This is a genomic window from Streptomyces sp. BL1 (genome assembly GCF_057628045.1).
Genome location: NZ_JBXYWZ010000002.1, coordinates 4,611,399 through 4,636,490, shown reverse-complemented (window position 1 = coordinate 4,636,490; position 25,092 = coordinate 4,611,399). Strand labels below are relative to the sequence as shown.

General features: G+C 71.1%; 20 protein-coding genes. 9 read left to right on the top strand and 11 right to left on the bottom strand.

Annotated elements, in window-relative coordinates; translation table 11 throughout:
* Positions 1–8 precede the first annotated feature (8 nt).
* A complete protein-coding gene (locus AC3AGO_RS20460) occupies positions 9–2,018 on the top strand; it encodes a beta-galactosidase (RefSeq protein ID WP_487821671.1) in 2,010 nt (669 codons plus the stop codon).
* A 246-nt stretch (positions 2,019–2,264) separates the two neighbouring features.
* On the opposite strand, the gene AC3AGO_RS20455 is transcribed toward AC3AGO_RS20460, so the two are convergent.
* The 4 genes from AC3AGO_RS20455 to galT all read right to left on the bottom strand — a co-directional run bounded on the left by AC3AGO_RS20455 (position 2,265) and on the right by galT (position 6,680).
* Entirely contained in the window at positions 2,265–3,128 is an 864-nt protein-coding gene (locus tag AC3AGO_RS20455; protein ID WP_487821670.1) for a LuxR C-terminal-related transcriptional regulator, read from the bottom strand.
* A gap of 308 nt (positions 3,129–3,436) precedes the next feature.
* Complete coding sequence (gene galK, locus AC3AGO_RS20450; protein ID WP_487821669.1) at positions 3,437–4,612, bottom strand: galactokinase; 1,176 nt, start codon at positions 4,610–4,612, stop codon at positions 3,437–3,439.
* Entirely contained in the window at positions 4,609–5,583 is a 975-nt protein-coding gene (gene galE, locus AC3AGO_RS20445) for a UDP-glucose 4-epimerase GalE (RefSeq protein ID WP_487821668.1), read from the bottom strand. Before galE ends, galK begins: the two co-directional genes overlap by 4 nt.
* A complete protein-coding gene (gene galT, locus AC3AGO_RS20440; protein ID WP_487824731.1) occupies positions 5,580–6,680 on the bottom strand; it encodes a galactose-1-phosphate uridylyltransferase in 1,101 nt (366 codons plus the stop codon). The genes galE and galT overlap by 4 nt, the downstream gene beginning before the upstream one ends.
* Before the next feature lie 336 nt (positions 6,681–7,016).
* Between galT and AC3AGO_RS20435 the strand changes: the two genes are divergently transcribed.
* Positions 7,017–8,687, top strand: a complete 1,671-nt coding sequence (locus AC3AGO_RS20435; RefSeq protein ID WP_487821667.1) for a sodium:solute symporter family protein — start codon at positions 7,017–7,019, stop codon at positions 8,685–8,687.
* A 22-nt stretch (positions 8,688–8,709) separates the two neighbouring features.
* Positions 8,710–9,072, top strand: a complete 363-nt coding sequence (locus tag AC3AGO_RS20430) for a hypothetical protein (RefSeq protein WP_487821666.1) — start codon at positions 8,710–8,712, stop codon at positions 9,070–9,072.
* A 195-nt stretch (positions 9,073–9,267) separates the two neighbouring features.
* Here AC3AGO_RS20430 and AC3AGO_RS20425 read toward each other — a convergent pair whose 3' ends face one another.
* From AC3AGO_RS20425 to AC3AGO_RS20395, 7 genes are all read right to left on the bottom strand, one after another.
* On the bottom strand, positions 9,268–9,999 hold the full coding sequence (locus AC3AGO_RS20425; protein ID WP_487821665.1) for a response regulator transcription factor: 732 nt from the start codon (positions 9,997–9,999) through the stop codon (positions 9,268–9,270).
* Positions 10,000–10,212: 213 nt separating this feature from the next.
* Positions 10,213–11,937 carry a PQQ-binding-like beta-propeller repeat protein gene (locus AC3AGO_RS20420; protein ID WP_487821664.1) on the bottom strand — a complete coding sequence of 575 codons (1,725 nt, stop codon included), beginning with the start codon at positions 11,935–11,937 and terminating at the stop codon, positions 10,213–10,215.
* A 160-nt stretch (positions 11,938–12,097) separates the two neighbouring features.
* A complete protein-coding gene (locus AC3AGO_RS20415) occupies positions 12,098–13,936 on the bottom strand; it encodes an ABC-F family ATP-binding cassette domain-containing protein (protein ID WP_487821663.1) in 1,839 nt (612 codons plus the stop codon).
* Between the two features lie 156 nt (positions 13,937–14,092).
* The gene (locus tag AC3AGO_RS20410) at positions 14,093–14,944 is read right to left on the bottom strand and encodes an EamA family transporter (RefSeq protein WP_487821662.1); all 852 of its coding nucleotides are present in this window, start codon (positions 14,942–14,944) and stop codon (positions 14,093–14,095) included.
* Positions 14,945–14,951: 7 nt separating this feature from the next.
* Positions 14,952–15,428: a YbaK/EbsC family protein gene (locus tag AC3AGO_RS20405; protein WP_487821661.1), complete on the bottom strand. Its 477-nt coding sequence runs from the start codon at positions 15,426–15,428 to the stop codon at positions 14,952–14,954.
* A 165-nt stretch (positions 15,429–15,593) separates the two neighbouring features.
* Positions 15,594–17,252 (bottom strand): penicillin-binding transpeptidase domain-containing protein, encoded by a 1,659-nt coding sequence (locus AC3AGO_RS20400; protein ID WP_487821660.1) that lies wholly within the window; start codon positions 17,250–17,252, stop codon positions 15,594–15,596.
* Positions 17,253–17,541: 289 nt separating this feature from the next.
* Positions 17,542–19,323, bottom strand: coding sequence for a dolichyl-phosphate-mannose--protein mannosyltransferase (locus AC3AGO_RS20395; protein WP_487821659.1), 1,782 nt, complete (start codon positions 19,321–19,323; stop codon positions 17,542–17,544).
* Positions 19,324–19,403: 80 nt separating this feature from the next.
* Between AC3AGO_RS20395 and rsmI the strand changes: the two genes are divergently transcribed.
* From rsmI to AC3AGO_RS20365, 6 genes are all read left to right on the top strand, one after another.
* Positions 19,404–20,249: a 16S rRNA (cytidine(1402)-2'-O)-methyltransferase gene (rsmI, locus tag AC3AGO_RS20390; RefSeq protein WP_487821658.1), complete on the top strand. Its 846-nt coding sequence runs from the start codon at positions 19,404–19,406 to the stop codon at positions 20,247–20,249.
* Between the two features lie 194 nt (positions 20,250–20,443).
* Positions 20,444–20,767, top strand: coding sequence for a hypothetical protein (locus AC3AGO_RS20385; protein ID WP_487821657.1), 324 nt, complete (start codon positions 20,444–20,446; stop codon positions 20,765–20,767).
* Positions 20,768–20,795: 28 nt separating this feature from the next.
* On the top strand, positions 20,796–21,635 hold the full coding sequence (locus AC3AGO_RS20380; RefSeq protein WP_487821656.1) for a TatD family hydrolase: 840 nt from the start codon (positions 20,796–20,798) through the stop codon (positions 21,633–21,635).
* Between the two features lie 207 nt (positions 21,636–21,842).
* On the top strand, positions 21,843–23,204 hold the full coding sequence (locus tag AC3AGO_RS20375) for a resuscitation-promoting factor (protein ID WP_487824730.1): 1,362 nt from the start codon (positions 21,843–21,845) through the stop codon (positions 23,202–23,204).
* Entirely contained in the window at positions 23,201–24,091 is an 891-nt protein-coding gene (gene rsmA / locus AC3AGO_RS20370) for a 16S rRNA (adenine(1518)-N(6)/adenine(1519)-N(6))-dimethyltransferase RsmA (RefSeq protein ID WP_487821655.1), read from the top strand. The genes AC3AGO_RS20375 and rsmA overlap by 4 nt, the downstream gene beginning before the upstream one ends.
* Complete coding sequence (locus tag AC3AGO_RS20365; protein WP_487821654.1) at positions 24,088–25,059, top strand: 4-(cytidine 5'-diphospho)-2-C-methyl-D-erythritol kinase; 972 nt, start codon at positions 24,088–24,090, stop codon at positions 25,057–25,059. Before rsmA ends, AC3AGO_RS20365 begins: the two co-directional genes overlap by 4 nt.
* Positions 25,060–25,092: the final 33 nt, after the last annotated feature.

Sequence of the window (25,092 nt, the reverse complement as noted above, 5' to 3'; positions counted from 1 at the left end):
GAGGCCCCTTGCGCACACCACCCGTTCAGCGCATCAGCTTCGGCGGCGACTACAACCCCGAGCAGTGGCCGGAGGAGGTGTGGACCGAGGACCTCCAGCTGATGAAGGAGGCCGGGGTCACCATGGTCACGGCCGGGATCTTCTCCTGGGCGAAGGTCGAACCCCGCCCGGACGAATGGGACTTCGGCTGGTTCGACCGCGTGATGGGCAACATGGCGGACGCCGGCATCGACGTCTGTCTGGCCACGATGACCGCCTCACCACCGCCGTGGCTCACCCACGCGCATCCGGAGATCCTCCCCGTGACCGCCGGGGGCGTGGTCATGAACCCCGGTTCGCGCCAGCACTACTGCCCCTCCAGCCCCGTCTACCGCAGGCACGCGAAACGGCTCGTGGAGCACCTCGCCACCCGGTACGCCGACCATCCGGCGCTCGCGATGTGGCACATCGGCAACGAGTACGGCTGCCACACCCGGCAGTGCTTCTGCGACGTGTCGGCCGAGCACTTCCGGGGCTGGCTGCGCGACCGGTACGGCACCGTCGACGAGCTCAACGAGGCCTGGTCGACGGCCTTCTGGGCGCAGGCGTACGCCTCCTTCGAGGAGGTGCTGCCGCCGCGGTCCGTGCCCGCGATCCCCAACCCGGCCCAGCAGCTGGACTACTGGCGGTTCAGCAACGACGCGCTGCTCGGCTGCCACCTGACGGAGAAGGCGGTGGTCGACGAGATCACCCCCGGGGTGCCCATCACCACGAACTTCATGGCGCACCACAAGCCGGTGAACCAGTTCGAGTGGGCGGGCCACGAGGACGTCGTCTCGCTGGACTTCTACCAGGACCCGCACGACCCGCACACCCACCTCAGCGCCGCGCTCACCTTCGACCTGATGCGGTCGGCCGGCGGCGGCAAGCCGTGGATGCTGCTGGAACAGGCGCCCAGCGCCGTCAACTGGCGGCAGCGGAACGCCCCGAAGCCGCCCGGCGCGATGCGGCTGTGGTCGTGGCAGGCGATCGCGCAGGGCTCCGACTCGGTCATCTACTTCCAGTGGCGGCAGTCCCGCGGCGGCGCGGAGAAGTTCCACTCGGCGATGGTGCCGCACGGCGGCACGGACACCCGTACGTTCCGCGAAGTGTGCGAACTGGGCCGGGAGCTGGGCTCCGTTCCGCAGCTCGCCGGCACCCGCGTACGGCAGCCCGAGGTCGCGCTCGTACAGGACTGGCACAGCAGGTGGGCGCTGGAACTGGAGGCCCGGCCCTCCACGGCGCTCCAGCAGCCCGACCTGATGCTGGCGCACCACCGGCCGCTGTGGGAGGCCAACGTTCCCACCGATGTGGTGCCGCCCGACCGGGATCTGACGCCCTATCGGCTGGTCGTGGTGCCGAACCTCTACATGATGTCGGAGGAGACGGCTGAGCGGCTGACGGCCTTCGTCCGCGCGGGCGGGCATCTGGTGGTGTCCTTCTTCTCCGGGATCGTCGACGAGTCCGACCGGGTCCATCTGGGCGGCTATCCGGCGCCGTTGCGGAACGTCCTGGGGCTGCGCGTCGAGGAGTTCTGGCCCATGGCGGCCCGCGCGACGGTCCCCGTACGGGGCGGGCCCGTCGGCGAGGCACAGGGCGACCTGTGGTCGGAAGTCATCGACCTGGAAGGCGCGGAGGCGGTGTCCCGCTTCGCGGGCGGCGACCTCGACGGGCTGCCCGCGGTGACGCGGCACGCGTACGGGGAGGGCGTCGCCTGGTACGTGGGCACGCGGCTGCGCGGGGACGCGATGCGGGCGCTGCTCGACGAGGTACGGGAGGAGGCCCGGGTGGAGCCGGTCCTCCCCGGGCTGCCCGCGGGGGTCCAGGCCACGGTGCGGGAGGACGGGGCGGGCCCCTACCTCTTCCTGCTCAACCACGGCGCGGGCGAAGTCGATGTCCCTCTGCGGGAACCAGCCGTGGATCTCCTCACGGGCCGGCCCTCGACCGACTACGTGACGCTCGCCCCACGAGGGGTGGCGGTCCTCCGGCCAGTGGTGTGACCGCGGATGCGCTCAGACCGCCGACACGTCGCGCCGTGGGCGGCTGCGAGGCGCCTCTCTTCTCCGCCGCAGCGGCGGCCCCGCGAACGGGGCCGGCCGGCGGTCTGAGCGCGGGATGCGCTGAGACCGCCGGCCGGTTACGCCGTGGTCAACTGCCGCTGCGGCGGGAAAGACTGGAGCGGGCCCCAGACCTCCGCGGCGGGAAGGAATGGGCTCGGCCCGTCTTGAAGCGGCTGCCCGCCGGGGCTACCTCGCGTGGGCTACCGCGGGGGTGGGCTCCAGTTCGACCGGGCCCACACCCGCCCGGCGCGCGAGCGCGACCGCGGCGAGCGTCGAGTGGACGCCCAACTTGCCCAGCACGTTCTGCATATGCGTACGGACCGTGTGCGGCGACAGATACAGCCGCTCCGCCACGGCCTTCCGCCCCAGGCCCGCGACCATGCAGCGCAGCACTTCCCGCTCGCGCGGGGTCAGCGACTCCACGAGCCGCTCGCTCTCCGTACGGTGCTTGCGCGAAGCCGTCAACTCCCGCAGCACGCCCGTCAGCAGCGCGGGCGACAGATGCGTCTCGTCCTTCAGCACCCCGCGGATCACCTGCAACAGCCGCGACAGCGAGCAGTCCTTGGCGACCCAGCCCCCCGCGCCGGCCTGCAGCGCCGACGCCGCGTGCCGCGGGTCGTCGCGCTCCGCCAGCACCACCGTGCGCAGCTGCGGGTGTTCCTGCCGTACGCGGCTGACGAGGGGGATCCCCCCGACGACCGGGTGTTCCTGCGTCGCGCCGTCGGTGCCGGACAGACTCGCCGTCATGTCCCCGTTGCCCCGGCTGACCGTCGTCAGTATCGGTGGCGGCACCTGCGGCGCCGGCACCTGCTGCGGCACCACATGCGGCGCGTGGGTCCCCGCCTGCGGGACCGGCGCGCCCAAGTCGGCGTCGACCAGCACCACATCGAAGCGGCGCCCCTCGGCGTTCGCGCGCTCTATGGAACGCAGCGCTGCCGGGCCGCTGCCGGCGGCTGCGACCTCGACGTCCTGTTCGGCCGCAAGCGCGGCCGCCAAGGACTCGGCAAATATGCGGTGGTCGTCGACCACCAGCACACGGATCCGTTGCATGACACCCCCTGGAGTGCGGGCACGGCGCCCGTTGCGGGAAGCGACGCTGCGGCGCCACGGCCGCCGCCGTGTCGCTGCGCTGCTGCTGCCCCGCCCCGGGCGTCGTACCCGGCTGACTCGCCCCCTGACAGGCACCGGCCCCCACCGGTGCGCCTGCCCCTCAGCCTACGGGCAGGGTCCGCCAACGGAAGAAGGTTGACGAAACTTTCCCCCAAATCGCGGGCCTGCGCGGCCCTTTCACGGCCGCAGGACCGTTCCGCGGCCCCGCCCGGACCGTCCCGCCGCAGCGCGGCGGGACGGGTGGGGTCTCAGGCGACGCGGCGGGCCCCCGCGTCGGGGGTGGCCTCGAAGACGCGCGGCGCCGCGTACTGCGCGGCGGCGAAGGCGTCCCGGACCGCCGCGGAGATCTTCTCCGTCGCCGCGGCCTCCGCGAGGACGATCGCCGAGCCGCCGAAGCCGCCGCCGGTCATCCGCGCGCCCAGCGCGCCCGCGCCGTTGGCGGTGTCCACGGCCAGGTCCAGTTCCTCGCAGGAGATGCCGAAGTCGTCCCGCAGCGAGGCGTGTCCGGCGGTGAGGACAGGACCGATGGCGCGGGTGCCACCCGCGTCGAGGAGCCGGATCGTCTCCTGGACGCGTTCGTTCTCCGTCACGATGTGCCGCACCAGCGGCACCAGCGCGTCGTGTCCGCCGTCCCGCAGCCGCTCCAGTGCCGCGCCGAGCTCCGCGTACGGAACGTCCCGCAGCGCCGGCACGCCGAGCGCCGCGGCGCCGGCCTCGCAGCCGGCCCGCCGCTTCGCGTACTCGCCGTCGCCCAGGGCGTGTTTGACCCGGGTGTCGACGACGAGCAGCCGCAGCCCCTGGCCTTCGAGGTCGAAGGGGACCTGACGCTGCGTGAGGTCGCGGGTGTCGAGGTACAGCGCGTGGCCCGCCGTACAGCACGCCGACGCCATCTGGTCCATGATCCCGCAGGGCACGCCGACGAAGGCGTTCTCGGCGCGCTGGCACAGCCGCGCCACGCGTTCGGCGTCCAGGCCGAGTTCGTACAGGCCGTTCATCGCGGACGCCGTCGCCACCTCCAGCGCCGCGGACGAGGAGAGCCCCGCACCGGTCGGCACCGTGCTGGTGATGTGCAGGTCGGCGCCGCCCACGGCGAGGCCCGCCTCGCGCAGCGCCCAGACGGTGCCCGCGGGGTAGGCGGCCCAGCCGCCGCGGTCGCCCGTGGCGCCCTCCGGCGCGAGGTCGTCCACGTGCAGCTGGACGACTCCCCCGCCGGTCTCCGCCGAGTGCAGCCGCAGGACGCCGTCGTCGCGCCGCGCGGCCGCGATGTGACAGGTGTGCGGCAGCGCGAGCGGCATCACGAAACCGTCGTTGTAATCGGTGTGTTCACCGATCAGATTCACTCGTCCCGGTGCCGTCCATATGCCGTCGGGGGCGGTTCCGTAGACCGCCTCGAAGCCGGATGCCGCGCTGCCGCCGTCTGTCACTCTGATTCCACCTTCCTGGCGAACTGCCAGGCGTCGTCGACGATTCCGGCCAGGTCGGCGCGGGAGGGGTTCCAGCCGAGCCGCTTCTTCGCGCGCTCGGCCGAGGCGACCAGTACGGCCGGGTCGCCGCCGCGCCGGGGCGCGACGACCTCGGGGATCGGGTGCCCCGTGACCTTCCGGACGGTCTCGATGACCTCGCGCACGGAGAAGCCGTTGCCGTTGCCGAGGTTGCAGATGAGGTGCTCGCCCTCGATGGTGCCCGCGGTCATGGCGTCCATGGCCAGCAGGTGCGCCTCGGCGAGGTCCGCGACGTGGATGTAGTCGCGGACGCAGGTGCCGTCGGGCGTCGGGTAGTCGTCGCCGAAGACGGAGATGGACTCGCGCTGTCCGAGGGCGACCTGGAGCACCAGCGGGATGAGGTGGGTCTCCGGGCTGTGCCGCTCGCCGATCTCCCCGTACGCGCCGGCCACGTTGAAGTACCGAAGGGAGACGGCGGCCAGCCCGTGCGCGTGGCACTCACCGGTGATCATGTGGTCGACGGCGAGCTTGGAGGCGCCGTACGGGTTGGTCGGCGCTGCGGCCTCGTCCTCCTCGATGGGGGACTTCTCCGGCTCGCCGTAGGTGGCGGCGGTGGAGGAGAAGACGAGCCGGCGCACGCCCGCTTCCCGCATGGCGGCGAGCAGTTCGGTGGTGCCGCCGACGTTGTTCCGCCAGTACTTGTCGGGGTCCACGACGGACTCGCCGACCTGCGAGTGCGCCGCGAAGTGCAGCACCCCGTCGTACGAGGAGTCCAGCCAGCGCGCGGCGTCCTGGATGCGCCCCTCGATGAACTCCGCGCCGGCGGGGACCGCCTCGCGGAAGCCGGTGGACAGATCGTCCAGGACCGTCACCGTGTGCCCGGCCTCCAGCAGGTGGGCGGCCACCACGCTGCCCACATAGCCCGCTCCGCCTGTCACCAAGAACTTGCTCACTGGCTCGCTACCTCTCGCAGTCGCTGGGCCGCGGTTTCCGGCGGCACGTCGTTGATGAACACGTTCATGCCGGACTCGGAACCCGCGAGGAACTTCAGCTTGCCGGAAGTACGGCGGATGGTGAAAAGCTCGAGGTGAAGGGCGTAGTCACCGCGTCCCGCCGCATGGAACGGCGCCTGGTGCCAGGCGGAGATGTACGGCGTACGCGGTTCCTCCGGACCGAAGAGCCGGTCGAACCTGCGCAAGGTTTCCAGATACAGCTGTGGGAGATCTGTGCGCTCCTGTTCGTTCAGCGCGGTCAGATCCGGCACGCGGCGGCGCGGGTACAGATGCACCTCGTACGGCCAGTGCGCGGCGTGCGGGACGAAGGCCACCCAGTGCTCGGTCTCGGCCACCACCCGGCGCCCGTCGGCGAGTTCGGCGGCGACGACGTCGTCGAAGAGGTTCCGGCCGCCGGTGCGCTCCTTGTGCCGGGCCACGGAGGCCAGCATCCGCTCGGTGCGCGGCGTGACGAAGGGGTAGGCGTAGATCTGGCCGTGCGGGTGCTCCAGGGTCACGCCGATGTCGCGGCCCCGGTTCTCGAAGCAGAAGACCTGCTCGACGCCGGGGTGCCCGGACAGTTCGGCGGTGCGGTCCGTCCACGCCTCCAGGACGAGCCGGGCCTGCTCGGGCGTGAGGTCGGCGAACGAGGAGTCGTGGTCGGACGTGAAGCAGACGACCTCGCACCGTCCGGCGCCCGGCGCGTGCGCGAACAGGCCGTGCTCCCCGTCCGCGCCCACCGGGCCCGGCCCCCCGGCGAAGGAGGGGAAGCGGTTCTCGAACACCACGACGTCGTAGTCGGGTTCGGGAATCTCGCTGGGCCGGCCCTCACGGGACGGGCAGAGCGGGCACTGGTCGGCCGGCGGGTGGTACGTACGGCCCTGGCGGTGCGCGGTGACGGCCGTCCACTCCGACAGCAGCGGGTCGTAGCGGATCTCGGAGTCGGTACTGGTCACCGGCAGCGGGCGCTGGTCGGCCGCGGCGCGCACGACGTCGTCGCGGACGTCGTAGTAGATGATCTCCCGCCCGTCCGCGAGCCGGTGGGAGGTCTTCTTCACGTGCGGGTACGAGGCCCGTTCCCCGGTAGATCGAAGCACTGTGCAGGCTCCTCAGCCAACGCCCTCAACATTTCTCAACACAATAAATCACGTTCGAACAAGGGCGTCAATCGGTCCGACCACCCCGGCGCCGCCGTCGGCTCCCCAGGGTAGACAACCGGCATTCCGGGCAAAGCACTTCAGGTTGCGCGCCGAATCATCACAATCAAACAAACCTCAGCAACCGAAGTCTTCAAGAAACGAAGGCCGGCGAGTAGGTTCACGACCGTTCCGATCGCGCGAAGAAGCGTGCCCCGGGGGTGACGTTCCCCCGGGCCCCACCGGAAAAGAGTGACGATGCACTACCTCGCCGAGGGGCTACGGCTCCCCATCAACGGGCTCGACTACACACTGCTGGGAATCTATTTCGCCGTCATCCTCGGCATCGGCTTCGCCGCCCGCCGCAGCGTGAAGACCAGCCTCGACTTCTTTCTCTCCGGCCGGTCGCTCCCCGCGTGGATCACCGGTCTCGCCTTCGTCGCCGCCAACCTGGGCGCCACCGAGATCCTCGGCATGGCGGCCAACGGCGCGCAGTACGGCGTCTACACGGTGCACTGGTACTGGGTCGGCGCCATCCCCGCCATGGTCTTCCTCGGCCTGGTGATGATGCCCTTCTACTACGGCTCGAAGGTGCGCTCCGTACCGGAGTTCCTGCTGCACCGCTTCGGCCCCTCCTCCCACCTGCTGAGCTCGGTCATCTTCGCGGTGTCCGCCGTGCTGATCGCCGGCGTCAACCTGTACGCGCTGGCGATCGTGCTGGAGGCGCTGCTCGGCTGGGAGACCTGGGTGGCGATCGTCGTCGCGGGCTTCTTCGTCCTCGCCTACATCACCCTCGGCGGCCTCTCCTCGGCGATCTACACCGAGGTGCTGCAGTTCTTCGTCATCCTCGCCGCGCTGATCCCGCTGACCGTGCTCGGCCTCAAGCGGGTCGGCGGCTGGGACGGCCTCAGCGACAAGCTGACAAGCTCGCACGGCGGCTCGTTCATGACCGCGTGGGAAGGCACCGGCATCGGACAGGGCAACCCGCTCGGCGCCAACTGGCTGACCATCGTGCTCGGCCTGGGCTTCGTCATGAGCTTCGGCTACTGGACGACCAACTTCGCCGAGGTGCAGCGCGCACTGTCCGCGAAGAACATCTCGGCCGCCAAGCGCACGCCGCTCATCGCCGCGTTCCCGAAGATCTTCATCCCGGCCATCGTCGTCATCCCCGGCCTGATCGCCCTCGTGATGGAGCCGGGTCTGGGCAAGCCGGGCAGCGGGCTCGACTACAACCACGCCATCCCGGTGCTGATGCGCGACCTGCTGCCGAACGGTGTGCTGGGCATCGCCGTCACCGGTCTGATCGCCGCGTTCATGGCCGGCATGGCCGCGAACATCTCCTCGTTCAACACCGTGTTCACGAACGACATCTGGGCCCCGTACCTCAGGAAGGGGCAGCCCGACGCGCACTACGTGCGGACGGCCCGCTGGACCACCGTCGTCGGCGTGCTCATCGGCATGGGGACGGCGTTCATCGCCGCCTCGTTCGAGAACATCATGAACTACCTGCAGACGCTGTTCTCCTTCTTCAACGTCCCGCTGTTCGTGGTGTTCATCATCGGCATGTTCTGGAAGCGGACGACGGCAGCGGCCGGCTTCTGGGGGCTGCTGAGCGGCACCGTCGCCGCGATGGTCAACTACTTCTGGCTGTACAAGCAGGGCGTCATCGACATCCCCAGCGAGCAGGGCGCCAACTTCGTCTCCTCGATCGTCGCGTTCGTGGTCGGTGCCGTCGTGATGCTGGTCGTCACACTGGTCACCAAGCCGAAGCCGGTGGAACAGCTCCAGGGCCTGGTGTACGGGACGGTCTCGCCCGGCCTCGCGGAGCCCCCGGCCGAGGGCGACGACGCCTGGTACCGCAAGCCCGCGCTGCTGGGCTGGGGCGCCATCGTGCTCGCCGCCATCTGCTACATCCCGTTCTCCTTCTGAAGCCGCGAGGGTCTGATCCACCATGAGCGAGAGCAACCCCACCAACCCCCAGGGACCGCAGCAGGACCCGACGGCTGTGGCCCACGAGGTCGAGGAGCTGGAGCGGAAGTCACAGACCGCGGCACGGCTGTTCGACGTGCGCCGCATCATCGGCGGGCTGTTCGTGGTCTACGGCGTGCTCGTCACCGGTGCCGGGATCTTCGCCACCGACGCCGACATCGAGAAGGCCGAGAACGTCAACATCAATCTGTGGACGGGCCTGGCCATGCTCGTCCTCGGCCTGGCCTTCCTGCTCTGGCTGCGGCTGAGCCCCACGGTTCCGCCTCCGGCGGCGGATGCCGCCGATAACTCCGGGCCGAACGCCGGTGCGGGCGGCGGCAGCTGACGGGGCGTCCGCGCCGTTCCGCCCTGACCCCTGTGTGCGCTGCGCGGTGCGGTCCTGCTGGGGTTTGCGCAGTTCCCCGCGCCCCTGTGTGCGCTGCGCGGTGCGGTCCTGCTGGGGTTTGCGCAGTTCCCCGCGCCCCTGTGTGCGCGCCGCGCCGCGCCCGTACGTTCGAACGTACGGGCGTGGCGCGGGCGTTCAGGACTCCTCGGCGGGCGGCGCCTCGGAGAACGGGCTCGCCTCCTCGGACTCGCCGCGGTTGACCGGACGGGCCGCCCGGTCGAGCAGACCCGTACGGGCCGCGAGCGCGGCCGCCTCCAGCCGGGAGCCGACGCCGAGCTTCATCAGGACCCGCTGTACGTGCGTACGGGCCGTGCTGGGCGCGATGCCCATGCCGACCGCGATCAGCCGGGTGTCCTCCCCCTCGGCGACCCGCACCAGCACCTCCACCTCGCGCGGGGTGAGCAGCCTGAGCAACCTGGCCCCCTCGTCGTCCGGTTCGGCCGCCGGGTTGAGCAACTCGGCGAAGGACTCCTGGAGAAGCTGCGGCGCGATGGCCGACTCCCCCGCCCGCGCCTTCATCATGGCGCGCTCCACCCCCTCGATGCGCTCGTCGTGCCGCACATAGCCGGACGCCCCCGCCGCGAAGGCGGAGGCGATCCCGCGCGGGCTGGGCACGGGCCCGAGCACCACCACCGCAATCTGCGGCTTCTCTCTCTTGATCCGCACCACCGGGTCGAAAACGCCCGGCTCGGCGGGCGTCGCGGTCCCCAGCAGGCACACCTCGGGCGCCCGGGTCACCACGAGGTCCGCGGCACCCGCGCTGGGCGCCGCTGCGGCCAGCACACGATGGCCGCGTAACTTCAGTGCCGAGGCCAACGCCTCGGCGAGCAGCCTGTGGTCATCAACCACCATCAGCCGAACGCTCATAGACCTCTACCCCCCACAATCCCGGAACCCCTCACTCCCTAATCCCCCCACATTCCGCAGAGGCCGTCCTCACCCCCAAGTCCGGGCCTCTGTCCTGTCCGGGAAGCTACACGCTTGCCCGGATTTCCGCGCCCCTTACCGCGCAGAATGCCCGGCGTAAGACGGCGGCGGCCCGCCGGCCGGGGCCGGCGGGCCGCCACGGCGGACACGGGATCAGTCGTTGCCGAAACCGATCGCCATGTATTTCCCGTACTCCCCAGCGCCCGTCATGGGCTTCCTGATCGAGTCGCTGTAGAGGAAGAACCGGCCATTCTCGAAGAGTGCCGGGGTACCCGAGAGCGAGCCCGCCAAATCGCTCTCGACCTGGGCGGTTTCGGCCGGGTTCCGCAGGTAGAGCTCTTCCTTGTGGCTCTTCGTGTCGATCCCGACGACCTCGCCGCCCTTGTTGTACGTCGGCTTGCGGTAGCCGAGGAGCTTGTCGCCCTCCATGCGCAGCGGAACGATCTCGCGGCCGTCACCGGCCGGTGCCTTCCAGCGTTCCTGGCCGCCGTTGAAGGAGAACGCCATGATCTCGTTGGTCCGGCCGAACTCGGAATCGCCCTGGTGCTGTTGAGAGGGCAGATACACGTACTGGCCGTCCACGGTGATGCGGGAGCAGGACTCCACCTCGGTGCTGCAGCCGGGGTCGTACTTGTGATCGCCGAGCGAGATCTTGCCCTTGAGCTGCTTGTCCTCGCCGACCGTCATCACGTCGGTCGGGGTGCTCTCACCCGCGCCGACGACCAGCACCAGCGGGTCCACGGAGGCCACGCGCGCGGTCTCCACGCCGGCCGGGGCCTCGAACTCCCACTTCTGCTTGCCGCTGAGCGGCTCCAGCTTCTGCACCTTGATCTTGGGCTTCAGATAGTCGCCGCACGCGACCACCGCCACCAGTTCCTTGCCGCCGGCGAAGCCCTCGTCGCGGCACTCGGCGCTCGGCTTGCTCTGCCACAGCGGCTTGTCCGGCTTGCTCGGCGAGACCTTGTACGCCGCCGAACCGCCGATCCACTGCGCTGCCGCGACATTCTGACCGATCGTCACCGTGGCCTGGGTGGAGCGCTCGGCGTTCGGCATCTCGGTGTCCCAGAGCAGCTTGCCCTTGTCCAGGTCGACGACGCCGAGCCGGGTGCACTTGGCCTGGGACGAACGGGTCTCGCCGAACACCACGGCCGTCAGGTGATCGTCCGTCATGTGCCGGGAGGCGCCGCAGACCTGGCCGGGCAGCGGGACGTTCCACTTCTCGCCGCCGCTGTTCACGTCGTATCCCGTGATCTTTCGCAGCCCGGACTTGGCGAAGACCTTCTCCGTCGCCCAGCCGCCCGGCGCCTGCACCGAGTCCTCATCGGGCAGCGCCGGCGTCCTCACCTTGAACAGCTCGTCGCCGTCGGTGCTGGCGGGCTTGCCGTCCGGGCTGCCCTGCGCCGAATCCCCTGAACCGCCGCCCCCGTCGCTGTCGCTGAGCAGCAGCCAGCTGCCGACGCCCAGGACCAGCACCGCGGCGACGGCCGCGGCGATGATCGCGATCAGCTTGCCGTTGCCGCCCCCGCCGGAGCCTCCGGGACCGCCGGGGCCGCCGTACATACCGGGGCCCTGGCCGTACGGAGGCTGCCCGTACGGCGGCTGCTGGCCGTAAGGCGGCTGCTGGCCGTAAGGCGGCTGCTGCCCGTAAGGACCTGGCTGGCCGTACGGCGGCGGGCCCTGCGGTCCGGGCTGCCCGTACGGGCCCTGGGGCGGAGCCTGGGGCGCGCCGAAACCGCCGCCCTGCGGGGGCTGTTGCGGCTGCTGCGGATAACCGTACCCACCGCCCTGCGGCTGCTGCGGGTAGCCGTACCCACCACCCTGCGGGGGCTGGCCCGGAGGTGGTGGTGGCTGATTGGGCGGAGGCGGCGGCTGCGACATGAACATTCCCTCGTTGACTTCGCGAACCGCACGATCAGGGCATATGACCCGCCGACGGCGGCCCGCTGAGCGGACGTTCTTTGTACCACCGGTCACCGACAGCACACGGCCCGGTTCCTGTCCCCGGAACCGGGCCGTTATACGCGTGCGGGACGCCCCATCAGTCCTCTTCGGCGAGCTCCAGCCAGCGCATCTCCAACTCCTCACGCTGGGATGCCAGTTCACGCACCCGGCTGTCGAGACCCGCGACCCGCTCGAAGTCGGTGGCGTGCTCCGCCATTTCGGCGTGCAGGGAGGTCTCCTCCTTCTCCACCTTCTCCAGCTGCCGTTCGATGCGCGCCATCTCCTTCTGCGCGGCCCGCGACAGCCCGGCCGGCTTCGCCGGCTGCGGCGCGGGGGCCGCGGCGGCGGGAGCCGGGGACGAGGCGGCGGGCGCGGCCGGCGTGGACGTCGCCTGCTGCCGCTCGCGGCGCTCCAGATACTCGTCGATGCCGCGCGGCAGCATCCGCAGGGTGCCGTCACCCATCAGGGCCTGCACCTTGTCGGTGGTCCGCTCGATGAAGTAGCGGTCGTGGGAGATGACCACCAGCGAGCCGGGCCAGCCGTCCAGCAGGTCCTCGAGCTGGGTGAGCGTCTCGATGTCCAGGTCGTTGGTGGGCTCGTCGAGGAAGAGCACGTTCGGCTCGTCCATCAGCAGCCGCAGGATCTGCAGCCGCCGCCGCTCGCCGCCCGAGAGATCACCGACCGGCGTCCACTGCTTCTCCTTGCCGAAGCCGAACTGCTCGCACAGCTGCGACGCGGTCATCTCCCGGCCCTTGCCCAGGTCCACCCGGCCGCGCACCTGCTCGACGGCCTGCAGCACCCGCCAGGTCGGGTCGAGTTCGGCGACCTCCTGCGAGAGATACGCCAGCTTCACGGTCTTGCCGACCTTGATCATGCCGCCGGTCACCAGGGGCGAGAGCTCCTCGCCGCCGGTGCGCGCGGTGTCCGCCAGCGCCCGCAGCAGCGAGGTCTTGCCCGCGCCGTTCACCCCGACGAGGCCGACCCGGTCACCGGGGCCGAGCTGCCACGTCAGATGCTTGAGCAGCACCTTCGGCCCGGCCTGTACGGTCACGTCCTCCAGTTCGAACACGGTCTTGCCGAGCCGGGAGTTGGCGAACTTCATCAGCTCGGCGTTGTCCCGCGGCGGCGGCTCGTCCGCGATCAGCGCGTTGGCCGCCTCGACACGGAACCGGGGCTTGCTCGTACGGGCCTGGGGTCCGCGGCGCAGCCACGCCAGCTCCTTGCGGGCGAGGTTCTGCCGCTTGCTCTCCTCCTGCGCCGCGATCCGCTCGCGCTCGGCGCGGGCGAAGACGTAGTCGGAGTAGCCGCCCTCGTACTCGTGCACCGCGCCGCGCTGCACGTCCCACATCCGCGTGCACACCTGGTCCAGGAACCAGCGGTCGTGGGTGACGACCACGAGCGCGGAACGGCGGGCGCGCAGGTGCCGGGCGAGCCAGGAGATGCCCTCGACGTCCAGGTGGTTGGTGGGCTCGTCGAGGACGATCAGGTCCTGTTCGGAGATCAGCAGTTGGGCCAGCGCGATCCGCCGCCGCTCGCCGCCGGACAGCGGCCCGATGACGGTGTCCAGGCCCTGCGGGAAGCCGGGCAGATCGAGCCCGCCGAACAGTCCGGTCAGCACGTCGCGGATCTTCGCGTTGCCGGCCCACTCGTGGTCGGCCATGTCGCCGATGATCTCGTGCCGGACGGTCGCCGCGGGGTCGAGCGAGTCGTGCTGGGTGAGCACGCCGAGCCGCAGTCCGCTGTTCTGCGTGACCCGTCCTTCGTCGGCGGGCTCCAGCTTGGAGAGGATCCGGATCAGGGTTGTTTTGCCGTCCCCGTTGCGGCCGACGACTCCGATCCGGTCGCCCTCGCTGACACCCAGCGAGACGCCGTCGAGCAGGGCACGGGTGCCGTACACCTTGCCGACGGACTCCAGATTGACGAGGTTGACAGCCATTACTCTCCTGTACGAGGACCGGTCGGCTCACCAGCCTAGTCGCCCGCGGCGACAGGCCACCGGCCCCTCCGGAACGTGCGCTTTCCGCCACCCGCGGCCACCCCGGCCGTGCGCGCCCGTACCGGCTCCGCACGCCGCCGTACCGCCTCCGTACGCTCAGCCGCCGTGCAGCATGAGGGCGATACCGCCGACCATCAGCGCCGCGGCGGCGATCCGGGGAGCGCCGAAGCGCTCCTTGAAGAACAGCGTGCCGAACGCGGCGCCCGCGATGATCGAGGACTCCCGCAGCGCGGCGACCGGCGCGAGGGGCGCACGGGTCTGCGCCCAGAGCACCAGCCCGTACGCGGCCACCGACAGCGCCCCGCCGAGCAGCCCCCGCAACGCCACCGGCCGTAGGGCCGCGGCCAGTTGCCGGCCCCGGGTGGCGAACGCGTACAGCGGGATCAGCGCCCCCTGGAGCACCATCAGCCACGCGATATAGCCGACGGGGCTGCCGGAGGCGCGGACGCCGACGCCGTCGACGGTGGTGTACGCGGCGATGGCCAGGCCTGTCGCGACGGCCGCCGCCAGCGCCGGCCACTGCGGCCGGGCGCCCTTGCCGCGGATCCCCCACAGGGCGACGCCGAGCAGTCCGGCCGAGGCCACGGCGACGCCCGCGAGCTGCCAGGCGTCGGGGAGTTCGTGCACGAAGACCGCGGCGAGCACGGTGACGACGAGCGGCGCCGTACCGCGGGCGATGGGATACATCTGCCCGAAGTCGCCCAGCCCGAACGAGCGCATGAGCAGCACCTGGTAGACGACGTGCAGCGCCACGGAGGCCAGCAGCGGCGGCCACGCCGCGGCTGCCGGCGGCGGTACGAGGAGGACGAGGACGACGCCGCAGACCGCGCCGCCCCCGCCGACGAGGGTGAACGCGACCAGCTGGTCCCTGATGCCGTGCGCGACGGCGTTCCAACTGGCGTGCGCGAGCGCCGCGGTGAGGACCGCGGCAACGACGAGCGGGGTCACGCCGCGGTCACTTGACGTCGACGAGCGTGCCGCGCGCGTGCGCGACGAGTTCCTTCGGCGCCATGGGGAACACCGTGTGCGGGGTGCCGGCCGCCGCCCAGACCGTCTCGTGGGCGAGCAGTCCGCGGTCGGCGAGCACCCGCATCTCCGTCGCGTGCCCGAACGGCGGGACCCCGCCGATCGCGTAGCCGGTGGCCTCCCGTACGAGCGCTGCGTCGGCGCGCTTCACCTGCTCCGCGCCGAGTTCGGCGCGTACGCGGTCGACGTCGACGCGGGACTCGCCGTCCATCAGCACCAGGACGGGCTCCCCGTCGGCCCGGAAGATCAACGACTTGACGATCTGGCTCAGTTCGCAGCCGATGGCCTCCGCCGCCTCGACCGCGGTGCGGGTGGCGTCGGGGAAGGACCGCACCTCGGTGTCCTGGAGCCCGAGGGCGGCGAGTGCGTCGGCGAACCGCGGGTGCGCGGAGGTGGGCTGCGTCATGCGCTGACGCTATCGCTCGTTGTACGGGGCACGCGACGGGATTCCGGGGGTGCGGAACGACGGCCCCCGGAAGCCTGGAGCCCCCGGACAGCCGGAAGGGCGGGAACGGACCGTGTCCGTTCCCGCCCTTCACATGTGCGCTTCCGCGTACGGCCGTCGCGGCCGTCAGTTGCCGGCGTTCTCCAGGACCGCGCGGACCACGGGCCCGGCGTTGTCCCCGCCGTGCCCCGACGCCGGGACGACGGCGGAGGCCGCCACGTCGTCCTTGTACGCCGTGAACCACGCGTTCGGCTTCTTCTGCCCGTCGACCTCGGCGGAACCGGTCTTCGCGCCGATGTCACCGCTCAGCCCGTTCATCGCCTTCGCGCCGGTGCCGCTCTGCGCGGTCAGCTTCATCAGCGACTTCAGGTCCTTCGCGACCGTCGGCTTCATGTCCCGCGGCGCCTTCGCGATCTTCCGGTCGTCCAGCGAGGGCGAGACGATGATCGGCTGCTTGAACGAGCCGTCGCTGACCGTCGACGAAACCGACGCCATGGTCAGCGGGTTCATCCGGACGCCGCCCTGGCCGATGAGCGAGGCGGCCATCTGCGCGTCGGACTGCACCGGCACCGCGCCGTCGAAGGTCGTGGTGCCCACGTTCCAGCTCTGGCCCAGACCGAAGACCTCCTTGGCCTCCTTCGACTGGTCGTCGTCCTTCAGCTTCTTCGCCTGCGAGATGAAGGCGTTGTTGCAGGAGGCCGCGAAGCTCTGCGCGAAAGTCCCGTTCTTGATCTCGGACTTGTTCAGGTTCTGGAACTTCCAGCCGCCCACCGTCACGTACTTGGGGCACGGGTGCGGCTTGTTCGGCGCCGTCATGCCCTTGTCCAGCAGCATCTCGGTCGTGACGACCTTCATCGTGGACCCCGGGGCCAACGAGCCGCGCAGCGCGGTGCTGAAGCTGGTCTTCGGGAGGTCCGCGACGGCGAGGATCTCGCCGGTGCTGGGCTTCATCGCGACGACGGAACCCTTGCCCTTGGCCTTGACCGCCTTCTCCGCGGCGGTCTGCGCCTTGAGATCGATGGTGGTCTTGAGCGTGCCGGGCTTGCCCTGCGAGAGGGTCCGCAGCGTGGTGCCGGCGTCCTGGCCCTTGGCGTTCACGACGCGGGTCTCGACGCCCGGTTCGCCGTCGGTCTTGTTGCCGTACCGCTTGCGCAGGTCGTCGAGGACACCCGCGAGAGCCGGGTGGCTCTGCTTGCTGACCGGGGAGCCGTTCCGGTCGACCGCCTTGATCGGCGGGGTGCCCGCCTCACCGGTCTTGATGGACTGGCCCGGCTGCAGCTTCGGGTGCAGCACGCTGGACTTCCAGTGCACCACCGGGTCGCCGGTCTGCTTGTCGCGCACGACGTTCAGCGCGGAGCTGTACTGCAGGGCGGCACGCTGCTGCTGGTAGTCGACGTGGGCCACCGCGGCGAAGGGCACCTTCGCACCGTTGGCCGTGCCCGGCTTCAGGCTGACCTTCGACACGTGAGCGTCCTGACGGAAGCCGGTGAGGGCCTCGTTGGCCGTCGTCCGGTCGTCCGTCATCCTGGCGGCCTTGCGCGTGTCGCCGGATGCCCACGCCGTGAGGAACTCACTGGCGGTTTTGCGCACTTCGGCCGCACTCGGCGGCCCGGTCTCGACCTCCTCACCGGTCTTTCCTTCGGCGGCGGCGGAGACACTTCCACCGGTGTCGCTGCCGCCGGAACTGTCCTCGCCGCCGACCAGTGCATACACACCGAAGCCGGTGGCGCCGACGATCGCGGCGGCGACGCCACCGATCACCGCCATCTTCTGACTGTCACGCATCTGAGAATCTGCCCCTCCACCCCGCCTCAGCCAACCCGACCGAGGACTGTCCGACGCACCCTAGAGCACGTGCGTAACTGCACGTGCCCCGGTATGCCCGTTCGGCGGCATATCGCGGGGATGTGGATTCGAGGATTCACCGGATCCGGGGGAATCGGGCCCGGAGTGGAACCAAAGACGCAGACGTGTTTCGTGGAGCGCCCGGTTCCAGAGGTGCCCATGCTCACAGATGAACTCCGGATAACAACACCGTCGCGCTCCGACAACGGGCGGTGGACTTGTCGCCCCGTCAGATCCAGGTGTCCAGCCACATACGGTGCCGCCAGGCATCCATCGGGATCGTCTGACCGGTGTAAATGGGCCAGAAATAAACGAAGTTCCAGATGATCAGCAACACGAGTACGCCCGCGGCGACAATCCCCGCCGTACGACGTTGCACGGCGACACCCGGCGGTCCGGCCAGCGCACCGATCATCATCGCCAGCGCCAGACACAGGAACGGCACGAAAACGACCGCGTAAAACAGGAAGATCGTGCGCTCCTGGTAAAGGAACCAGGGCAGATAGCCGGCCGCCACACCGCACAGGACCGCCCCGGCCCGCCAGTCCCTGCGGAACAGCCAGCGGTAGAGGACGTACAGCAGCGCGAAACAGGCCGCCCACCACAGCAACGGCGTTCCCAGCGCGAGGACTTCGCGGGCACAGCCCTCGGCCGCGTCCGTACAGCCGTCCTTGCCGGCCTTCGGCGATTCGTAGAAGTACGAGACGGGACGGCCCTGTACGAGCCAGCTCCACGGATTGGACTGGTACGTGTGCCCCGAGGTGAGACCGACGTGGAAGTCGTACACCTCCGCCTCGTAGTGCCACAGGCTGCGCAGCGGACCGGGCAGCCAGCCCCACGGTCCGGCCGCGCCCTTCTCGTCCGCCCAGTTCCGGAAGTAGCCGCCCGATGTGGCGAACCAGCCCGTCCAGGAGGCGATGTACGTACCGACGGCCACCACGACCATCGACACGAAGGCGGGCACCGCGTCCTTGCGGAGCATCGCCCTGAAGGGGTGCGCGGCACCGGCCGTACGGCGCGAGCCGACGTCCCACAGAACGGCCAGGATGCCGAAGGCGACGAGTACATAGGCGCCGTTCCATTTCGCCGCGCAGGCGATGCCGATGCACAGTCCTGCCGCGAGCCGCCACGGCCGCAGCCCGAGCCCCAGCCGGTCACCGACGGCGGGGTCCGGACGGACCGCGCCGTACGGACTGCCCGGCGCACTGTTCGTACCGTTCACGCCGTCCGGACTGTGCTCCGGTGGCAGCGCGCGGGCGAGCCGTTCCCGGGTTCTGTCCCGGTCGACCAGCAGACAGCCGAAGGCCGCCAGCACCCAGAACATGACGACCAGGTCGAGCAGCGCTGTGCGGCTCATCACGAAGTGCAGTCCGTCCACGGCCATCAGCAGTCCGGCCAGACAGCCGAGCGCAGTGGAGCGGAACAGCCGCCGTCCGATCCGGCACAGCATCAGCACGGACAGGGTGCCGAGCACCGCCATGATGAAGCGCCAGCCGAACGGATCGAGGCCGAACAGCCATTCACCGATGGCGATGAACCATTTGCCTATCGGCGGATGGACGACGTACGAGCCCTCCGGCGAGAGCGGGATGTGCTGCGGGGAGCCCAGGATCTGTTCGTTGGCCTTGTCCGGCCAGGTGCCCTCGTAGCCGAAGTGCAGCAGCGCCCAGGCGTCCTTGGCGTAGTACGTCTCGTCGAATATCACCGCGTGCGGGGAACCGAGCTGCCAGAACCGCAGCAGCCCCGCCACGAGCGCGACCAGCAGCGGCCCGCCCCACGCCGACCAGCGCGCCAGCCGTGCGGCAGCCATGGGCGAGAAGCCGAACAGCGCGCCGATCCGCACATCCGGTTCGGGGAACGGCGGGACCAGCCGCTCGGCCGTGCCCGTCCGCTGCCGCGCGCCCTGCCGCCCGGTGTACCCGAAGCGCCGCAGCCGGGCCTGCCAGCTGGGCACACTGCCGCCCGGGGGCTCTTCACTCCGGACGTCTGCCTCGGTGTCACTGGTCGTCACCGGGCCATCGTAGGGAACCCGTTGGGCCCACGCTGCGCCCGACGCCTACCCGCACCTGCGGCTGGTGCGAGGATGTGACGGTGACAGGCACGCTCGTACTCGCAGGCACCCCCATCGGCGACCCCGCCGACGCACCCCCGCGGCTCGCGCGGGAGCTCGCCGACGCCGACATCGTCGCCGCGGAGGACACCCGCAGGCTGCGCCGGCTGACGCAGGCGCTCGACGCGGCCCCGACGGGGCGTGTCGTCTCCTACTTCGAGGGCAACGAGTCCGCGCGCACTCCCGAGCTCGCCGACGCGCTCGCCGCGGGATCGCGGGTGCTGCTGGTCACCGACGCGGGCATGCCGTCGGTCTCCGACCCCGGCTACCGCCTCGTCGCCGCGGCCGTGGAGCGCGGCGTGCAGGTCACCGCCGTGCCCGGCCCCTCGGCCGTTCTCACGGCGCTCGCGCTCTCGGGGCTGCCGGTCGACCGGTTCTGCTTCGAGGGCTTCCTGCCGCGCAAACAGGGCGAACGCCTGTCCCGGCTGGGCGAGTCGACGGACGAGCGGCGCACCCTGGTCTACTTCGAGGCGCCGCACCGGCTCGGCGCGACACTGACGGCGATGGCCGAGGTGTTCGGCGCGGAACGGCGCGCCGCGGTGTGCCGGGAGCTGACCAAGACGTACGAAGAGGTCAAGCGCGGCCCGCTCGCCGAACTCGCCGCATGGGCCGCCGACGGCGTCCGCGGAGAGATCACCGTGGTCGTCGAGGGCGCCCCGGAGCCGGGGCCCGAGGCGCTGGACGCGGCCGAACTGGCGCGCCGGGTCGCCGTGCGCGAGGAGGCCGGCGAGCGGCGCAAGGAGGCGATCGCGGCGGTGGCGCAGGACGCGGGCCTTCCGAAACGGGAGGTCTTCGACGCGGTCGTCGCGTCCAAGAACGCGCGCTGACGGAACACGTACGGAACGCGTATTTGCCGGTCCACGCGCAAAGCCGCCCCTTTTTACGGCAAAGCCTGAGCCGCCGGCGGTGGCTCCCATTCAGTGCGAGCCCAAATCTGGCCCAATACTGAGAAATTCTGCTGCGCCGCACCGCTCCGGGGAGTCCACTGGATTGTGGACCACCTGCTCGGAGAGGAGCTGCCATGCAGCACGCCAGGACCGGTACCGGAAACCCCGCGACACCGGCGGACATACCCAGCAGCAGCAGCCGCCCGGCCACGGCCCACGAGGCCTACTCCTTCGCCTGCATGCGGTGCGGGCACGGCTGGGAGCAGGAATACGAGATCGTCCACCTCGAATACACCGACGGCAGCCCTCTGATCGTCTACTACGCGGACGGCGTCCGCGTTCCTTCCCCGCTCACTCACCCCACGTGCCTCAATTGCGAGGGACACCTCGTGCGCATCATGCGGGCCGGCCGGGTTTCCGAAGCCACGGCCGCGCTCCCCCGCCCCGGGAACCGGTGACTTTCCGCGCCGAATTATCATCGCGGGCATGCCGACATCCGACGGACCCGCGAAGTCCGCGCCGCCGCTGCCCGAACCCCTCCGGGTGCCGGTCGCCGATTCGCACACCCATCTCGACATGCAGGACCCCTCCGTAGAGGAGGCCCTCGCGGCGGCGGCCGCCGTCGGCGTCACCACGGTCGTCCAGGTCGGCTGCGACGTGGAGCGCTCCCGGTGGGCCGCCGAGACCGCCGCCGCACACACGTCGGTGCACGCCGCCGTGGCCCTGCACCCCAACGAGGCGCCGCGGGTGGCCGAACGGGGCGGCGACGCGCTCGACGAGGCACTGACGGAGATCGAGAAGCTGGCGGTACTGCCGCAGGTGCTCGCGGTCGGCGAGACGGGCCTCGACTACTTCCGCACCGGCGAGGACGGCGTCGCGGCGCAGCAGCGCTCCTTCCGCGAGCACATCGCGCTCGCGAAGCGGCTGGACAAGGCGCTGGTGATCCACGACCGGGACGCGCACGAGGACGTGCTGCGCCTGCTGGACGAGGAGGGCGCGCCCGAGCGCACCGTCTTCCACTGCTACTCCGGCGACGCGGCGATGGCCGAAGTGTGCACCGAGAAGGGCTACTTCATGTCCTTCGCCGGGAACGTCACGTTCAAGAACGCGCAGCCGCTGCGGGACGCGCTCGCCGTCGCACCGCCGGAGCTGGTCCTGGTGGAGACCGACGCACCATTCCTCACACCGGCTCCGTACCGCGGACGGCCCAATGCGCCATATCTCATTCCGGTCACACTGCGCGCCATGGCGGAGACCAAGGGCATGACGGAAGACGCGCTGGCCGCACACGTGGCCGCCAACACTGCGCGCGCCTTCGGCTACTGACGGCACGCCAGCGGCCCGGCACACAGGGCGACTTCGGCCACCCTGTGTGGCCGCGTCGCTTTGGAGAGTGAGCAGCCCTCCGGCTACAGTCCCGGCTCGGCATCCCGCAGGACCGCTTGGAGTGCGCCAGTGAGCCAGTCGCAGGGCAGTCTTCACGAGCAGCCGCTGTCCGGTCAGTTGTACGGGCCGTACGGCAGCCCGTACGGCATGCAGGACGCGGAGCACCCGGACGGCTCGGGGCACCCGGACTTTCCGGAGTACGAGAGCCCTCCGGAGTACGTGGGCCCGTACGGATTTCCCGCGCAGCGCCCGCAGGGCACCCCGCCGTACGGCACTCCCGCGCCACAGGACGGCACCCCGCAGGACGGCACTCCGGCGGTCGGCATTCCGCCGGCCGGCGCCCCGCAGACCGGCGGGCGCGCCGCCGCACGGCGGGCCGCACAGACGCGGGCGCAGGCGCGGCGCGGCGGCGCACGGGGCGACACCGCGAACCGTCTCGTACCGCAGGCCCTCGTGATCGCCTGCCTCGCCGGCGGCACCACCGCCTTCGTCGCGCACGACAAGGAGATCGAGCTCGATGTCGACGGCAGCCCCCGCACGCTGCACACGTTCGCGGACGACGTGGGCGAACTGCTGGAGGACGAGGGGCTGCGGGCCGGTCCGCACGACACCGTCTCGCCCTCCCCGCAGGAAGGGCTCTCCAACGGCGACGAGGTCGAGCTGCGGTACGGCCGGCCGCTCGCCCTCACCCTCGACGGGCAGCAGCGCCGCCTGTGGACGACGGCCCGCACGGTCGAAGAGGCACTGAAGCAGCTGGGGGTGCGGCCGGAGGGCGCCTATCTGTCCCTGCCCCGCACCGACCCGCTGAGCAGGAACGGCACGGCCCTGGAGGTGCGCACCGAGCGCAGTGTGACCTTCGTCGCCGACGGGCGGGAGCACACCGTCCGTACGAACGCGGCGACCGTGAAACAGGCCGTACAGGACGCGGGCATCGTGCTGAAGGGGTTCGACACCACGTCCGTGGCGCCCGAGAGCTTCCCCCGTGACGGGCAGACCATCAACATCATGCGGATCACCGGCAGTCAGAAGGTGCGCGACGAGCCGGTCCGCTTCGACACCGTGCGCCGTGAGGACCCGGAACTGAACGAGGGCACCGAGGTCGTCGTGCGGCAGGGCAGACAGGGCGTGAAGCGGGTCACGTACCAACTGCGCACCGTCAACGGGGTGAAGCGGAAGCCGAAGCAGATCGGCGCCGAGGTGGTGCGCAGACCGGAGGCCCGGGTCGTGAAGGTCGGCACGAAGAAACTGCCCGACTCGGTGGCCGGAGCGGACGCGCTCAACTGGCAGGGGCTCGCGCAGTGCGAGTCCGGCGGCAGGCCGGACTCGGTCGACGCGTCGGGCACGTACGGCGGGCTCTATCAGTTCGACACCTCCACCTGGCAGAGCCTCGGCGGCAGCGGCAGCCCCCAGGACGCGCCCGCCGAGGAACAGACGTTCCGGGCGAAGAAGCTCTATGTGGACAGGGGGTCGAGTCCGTGGCCGGTGTGCGGCCGTAAACTGACGCAGTGAGCGCTGCGAACTCCCGGGAGACCGCCCCCGGCCCCGAGGCTGCCCTGCTGGGCGCGGCCGACATCCGTGAACTGGCCGAGGCGCTGGGCGTACGCCCGACCAAACAGCGCGGACAGAACTTCGTGATCGACGCCAACACCGTGCGGCGCATCGTGCGCACGGCGGACGTCCGCGCCGACGACGTGGTGGTGGAGATCGGGCCCGGCCTCGGCTCGCTCACCCTGGCGCTGCTGGAGACCGCGGACCAGGTGACGGCTGTCGAGATCGACGACCAGCTGGCCGCCGGACTGCCCGCGACCGTACGGGCGCGGCTGCCGCACCGCACCGACCGGTTCGCCCTGGTGCACGCGGACGCGATGACCGTCACCGAACTGCCCGGCGGGCGGCCCACCGCGCTGGTCGCCAACCTGCCCTACAACGTGGCCGTTCCGGTGCTGCTGCACATGCTCGCCACGTTCCCGACCATCGAACGCACGCTGGTCATGGTGCAGTCGGAGGTCGCCGACCGGCTGGCGGCGCCGCCCGGCTCGAAGGTGTACGGGGTACCGTCGGTCAAGGCCGCCTGGTACTGCGAGGTGAAGCGGGCCGGCGCGATCGGCCGGAGTGTCTTCTGGCCCGCGCCGAACGTCGACTCCGGTCTCGTCTCGCTCGTACGCAGGGATCCGCCGCGGACGACCGCGACCCGCGAAGAGGTCTTCGCAGTCGTGGACGCGGCGTTCGCACAGCGACGCAAGACGCTGCGGGCCGCGCTCTCCGGATGGGCCGGTTCCGCCGCGGCGGCGGAGTCCGCACTGCGGGCGGCGGGAGTGGCACCGTCGGCACGCGGCGAGGCGCTGACGGTCGAGGAGTTCGCCGCCATCGCCGAACAGAAAGGCAGCACTGCATGACTGAGTCCACGGCAGCAGCCCCCGGGACGGAGCACACGGGCGCCGTCACCGTCCGCGTACCGGCGAAGGTCAACGTGCAGCTGGCGGTGGGCGGCAGGCGCGCCGACGGCTTCCACGACCTGGCGAACGTGTTCCTCGCCGTCGGTCTGTACGACGAGGTCACGGCGTCCCCCGCGGACAGGCTGGACCTCACGGTCGCCGGCGCCGACGCCTCGCTGGTGCCGCTGGACAGCGACAATCTGGCGTACCGCGCGGCCCAGTTGCTCGCCGCGCGCTACGGCATCGAACCGCGCGCCAGTCTGCACCTGGCGAAGGACATCCCCGTCGCCGGCGGCATGGCGGGCGGCAGCGCGGACGCGGCGGGCGCCCTGGTGGCGTGCGACGCGCTGTGGGGCACCAACGCGTCGCAGGACGAACTCCTCAAGATCTGCGCGGAACTGGGCTCCGACGTCCCGTTCAGCCTGCTGGGCGGAGCGGCGCTCGGCCGCGGCAGGGGCGAGCTGCTGACCCCGCTGGAGACCGGCGGCACCTTCCACTGGGTGTTCGCGCCCGCCGAGGGCGGACTGTCGACGCCCGAGGTGTACGGCGAGTGTGACCGGCTGCGCGAGGCCGCGGGCTCGGGCTCGGGCGTGGACGCCGTACCGGACCCGGAGCCGTCCGGCACGCTGCTGGACGCACTGCGCACAGGGGACGCCGTCGCGCTGGCCGGTTCGCTCTCCAACGACCTGCAGGAGGCGGCGGTTTCGCTGCGTCCCGCGCTCACCGACACGCTGCGCGCCGGCCTCGCCGCGGGCGCTCTGGCCTCCCTGGTCTCCGGTTCCGGGCCCACCTGCGCGTTCCTCGCCAACGACTCGGAGGCCGCCACGGAGATCGCCGGAGCGCTGCTCGCCTCCGGCACGTGCCGCACCACCCGCATCGCGACGGGCCCCGTGGACGGGGCGCGGCTGGTCGACCGTACGGACAGCTGACGGTTCGTACGGGTTGACAGTCCGTACGGGCTG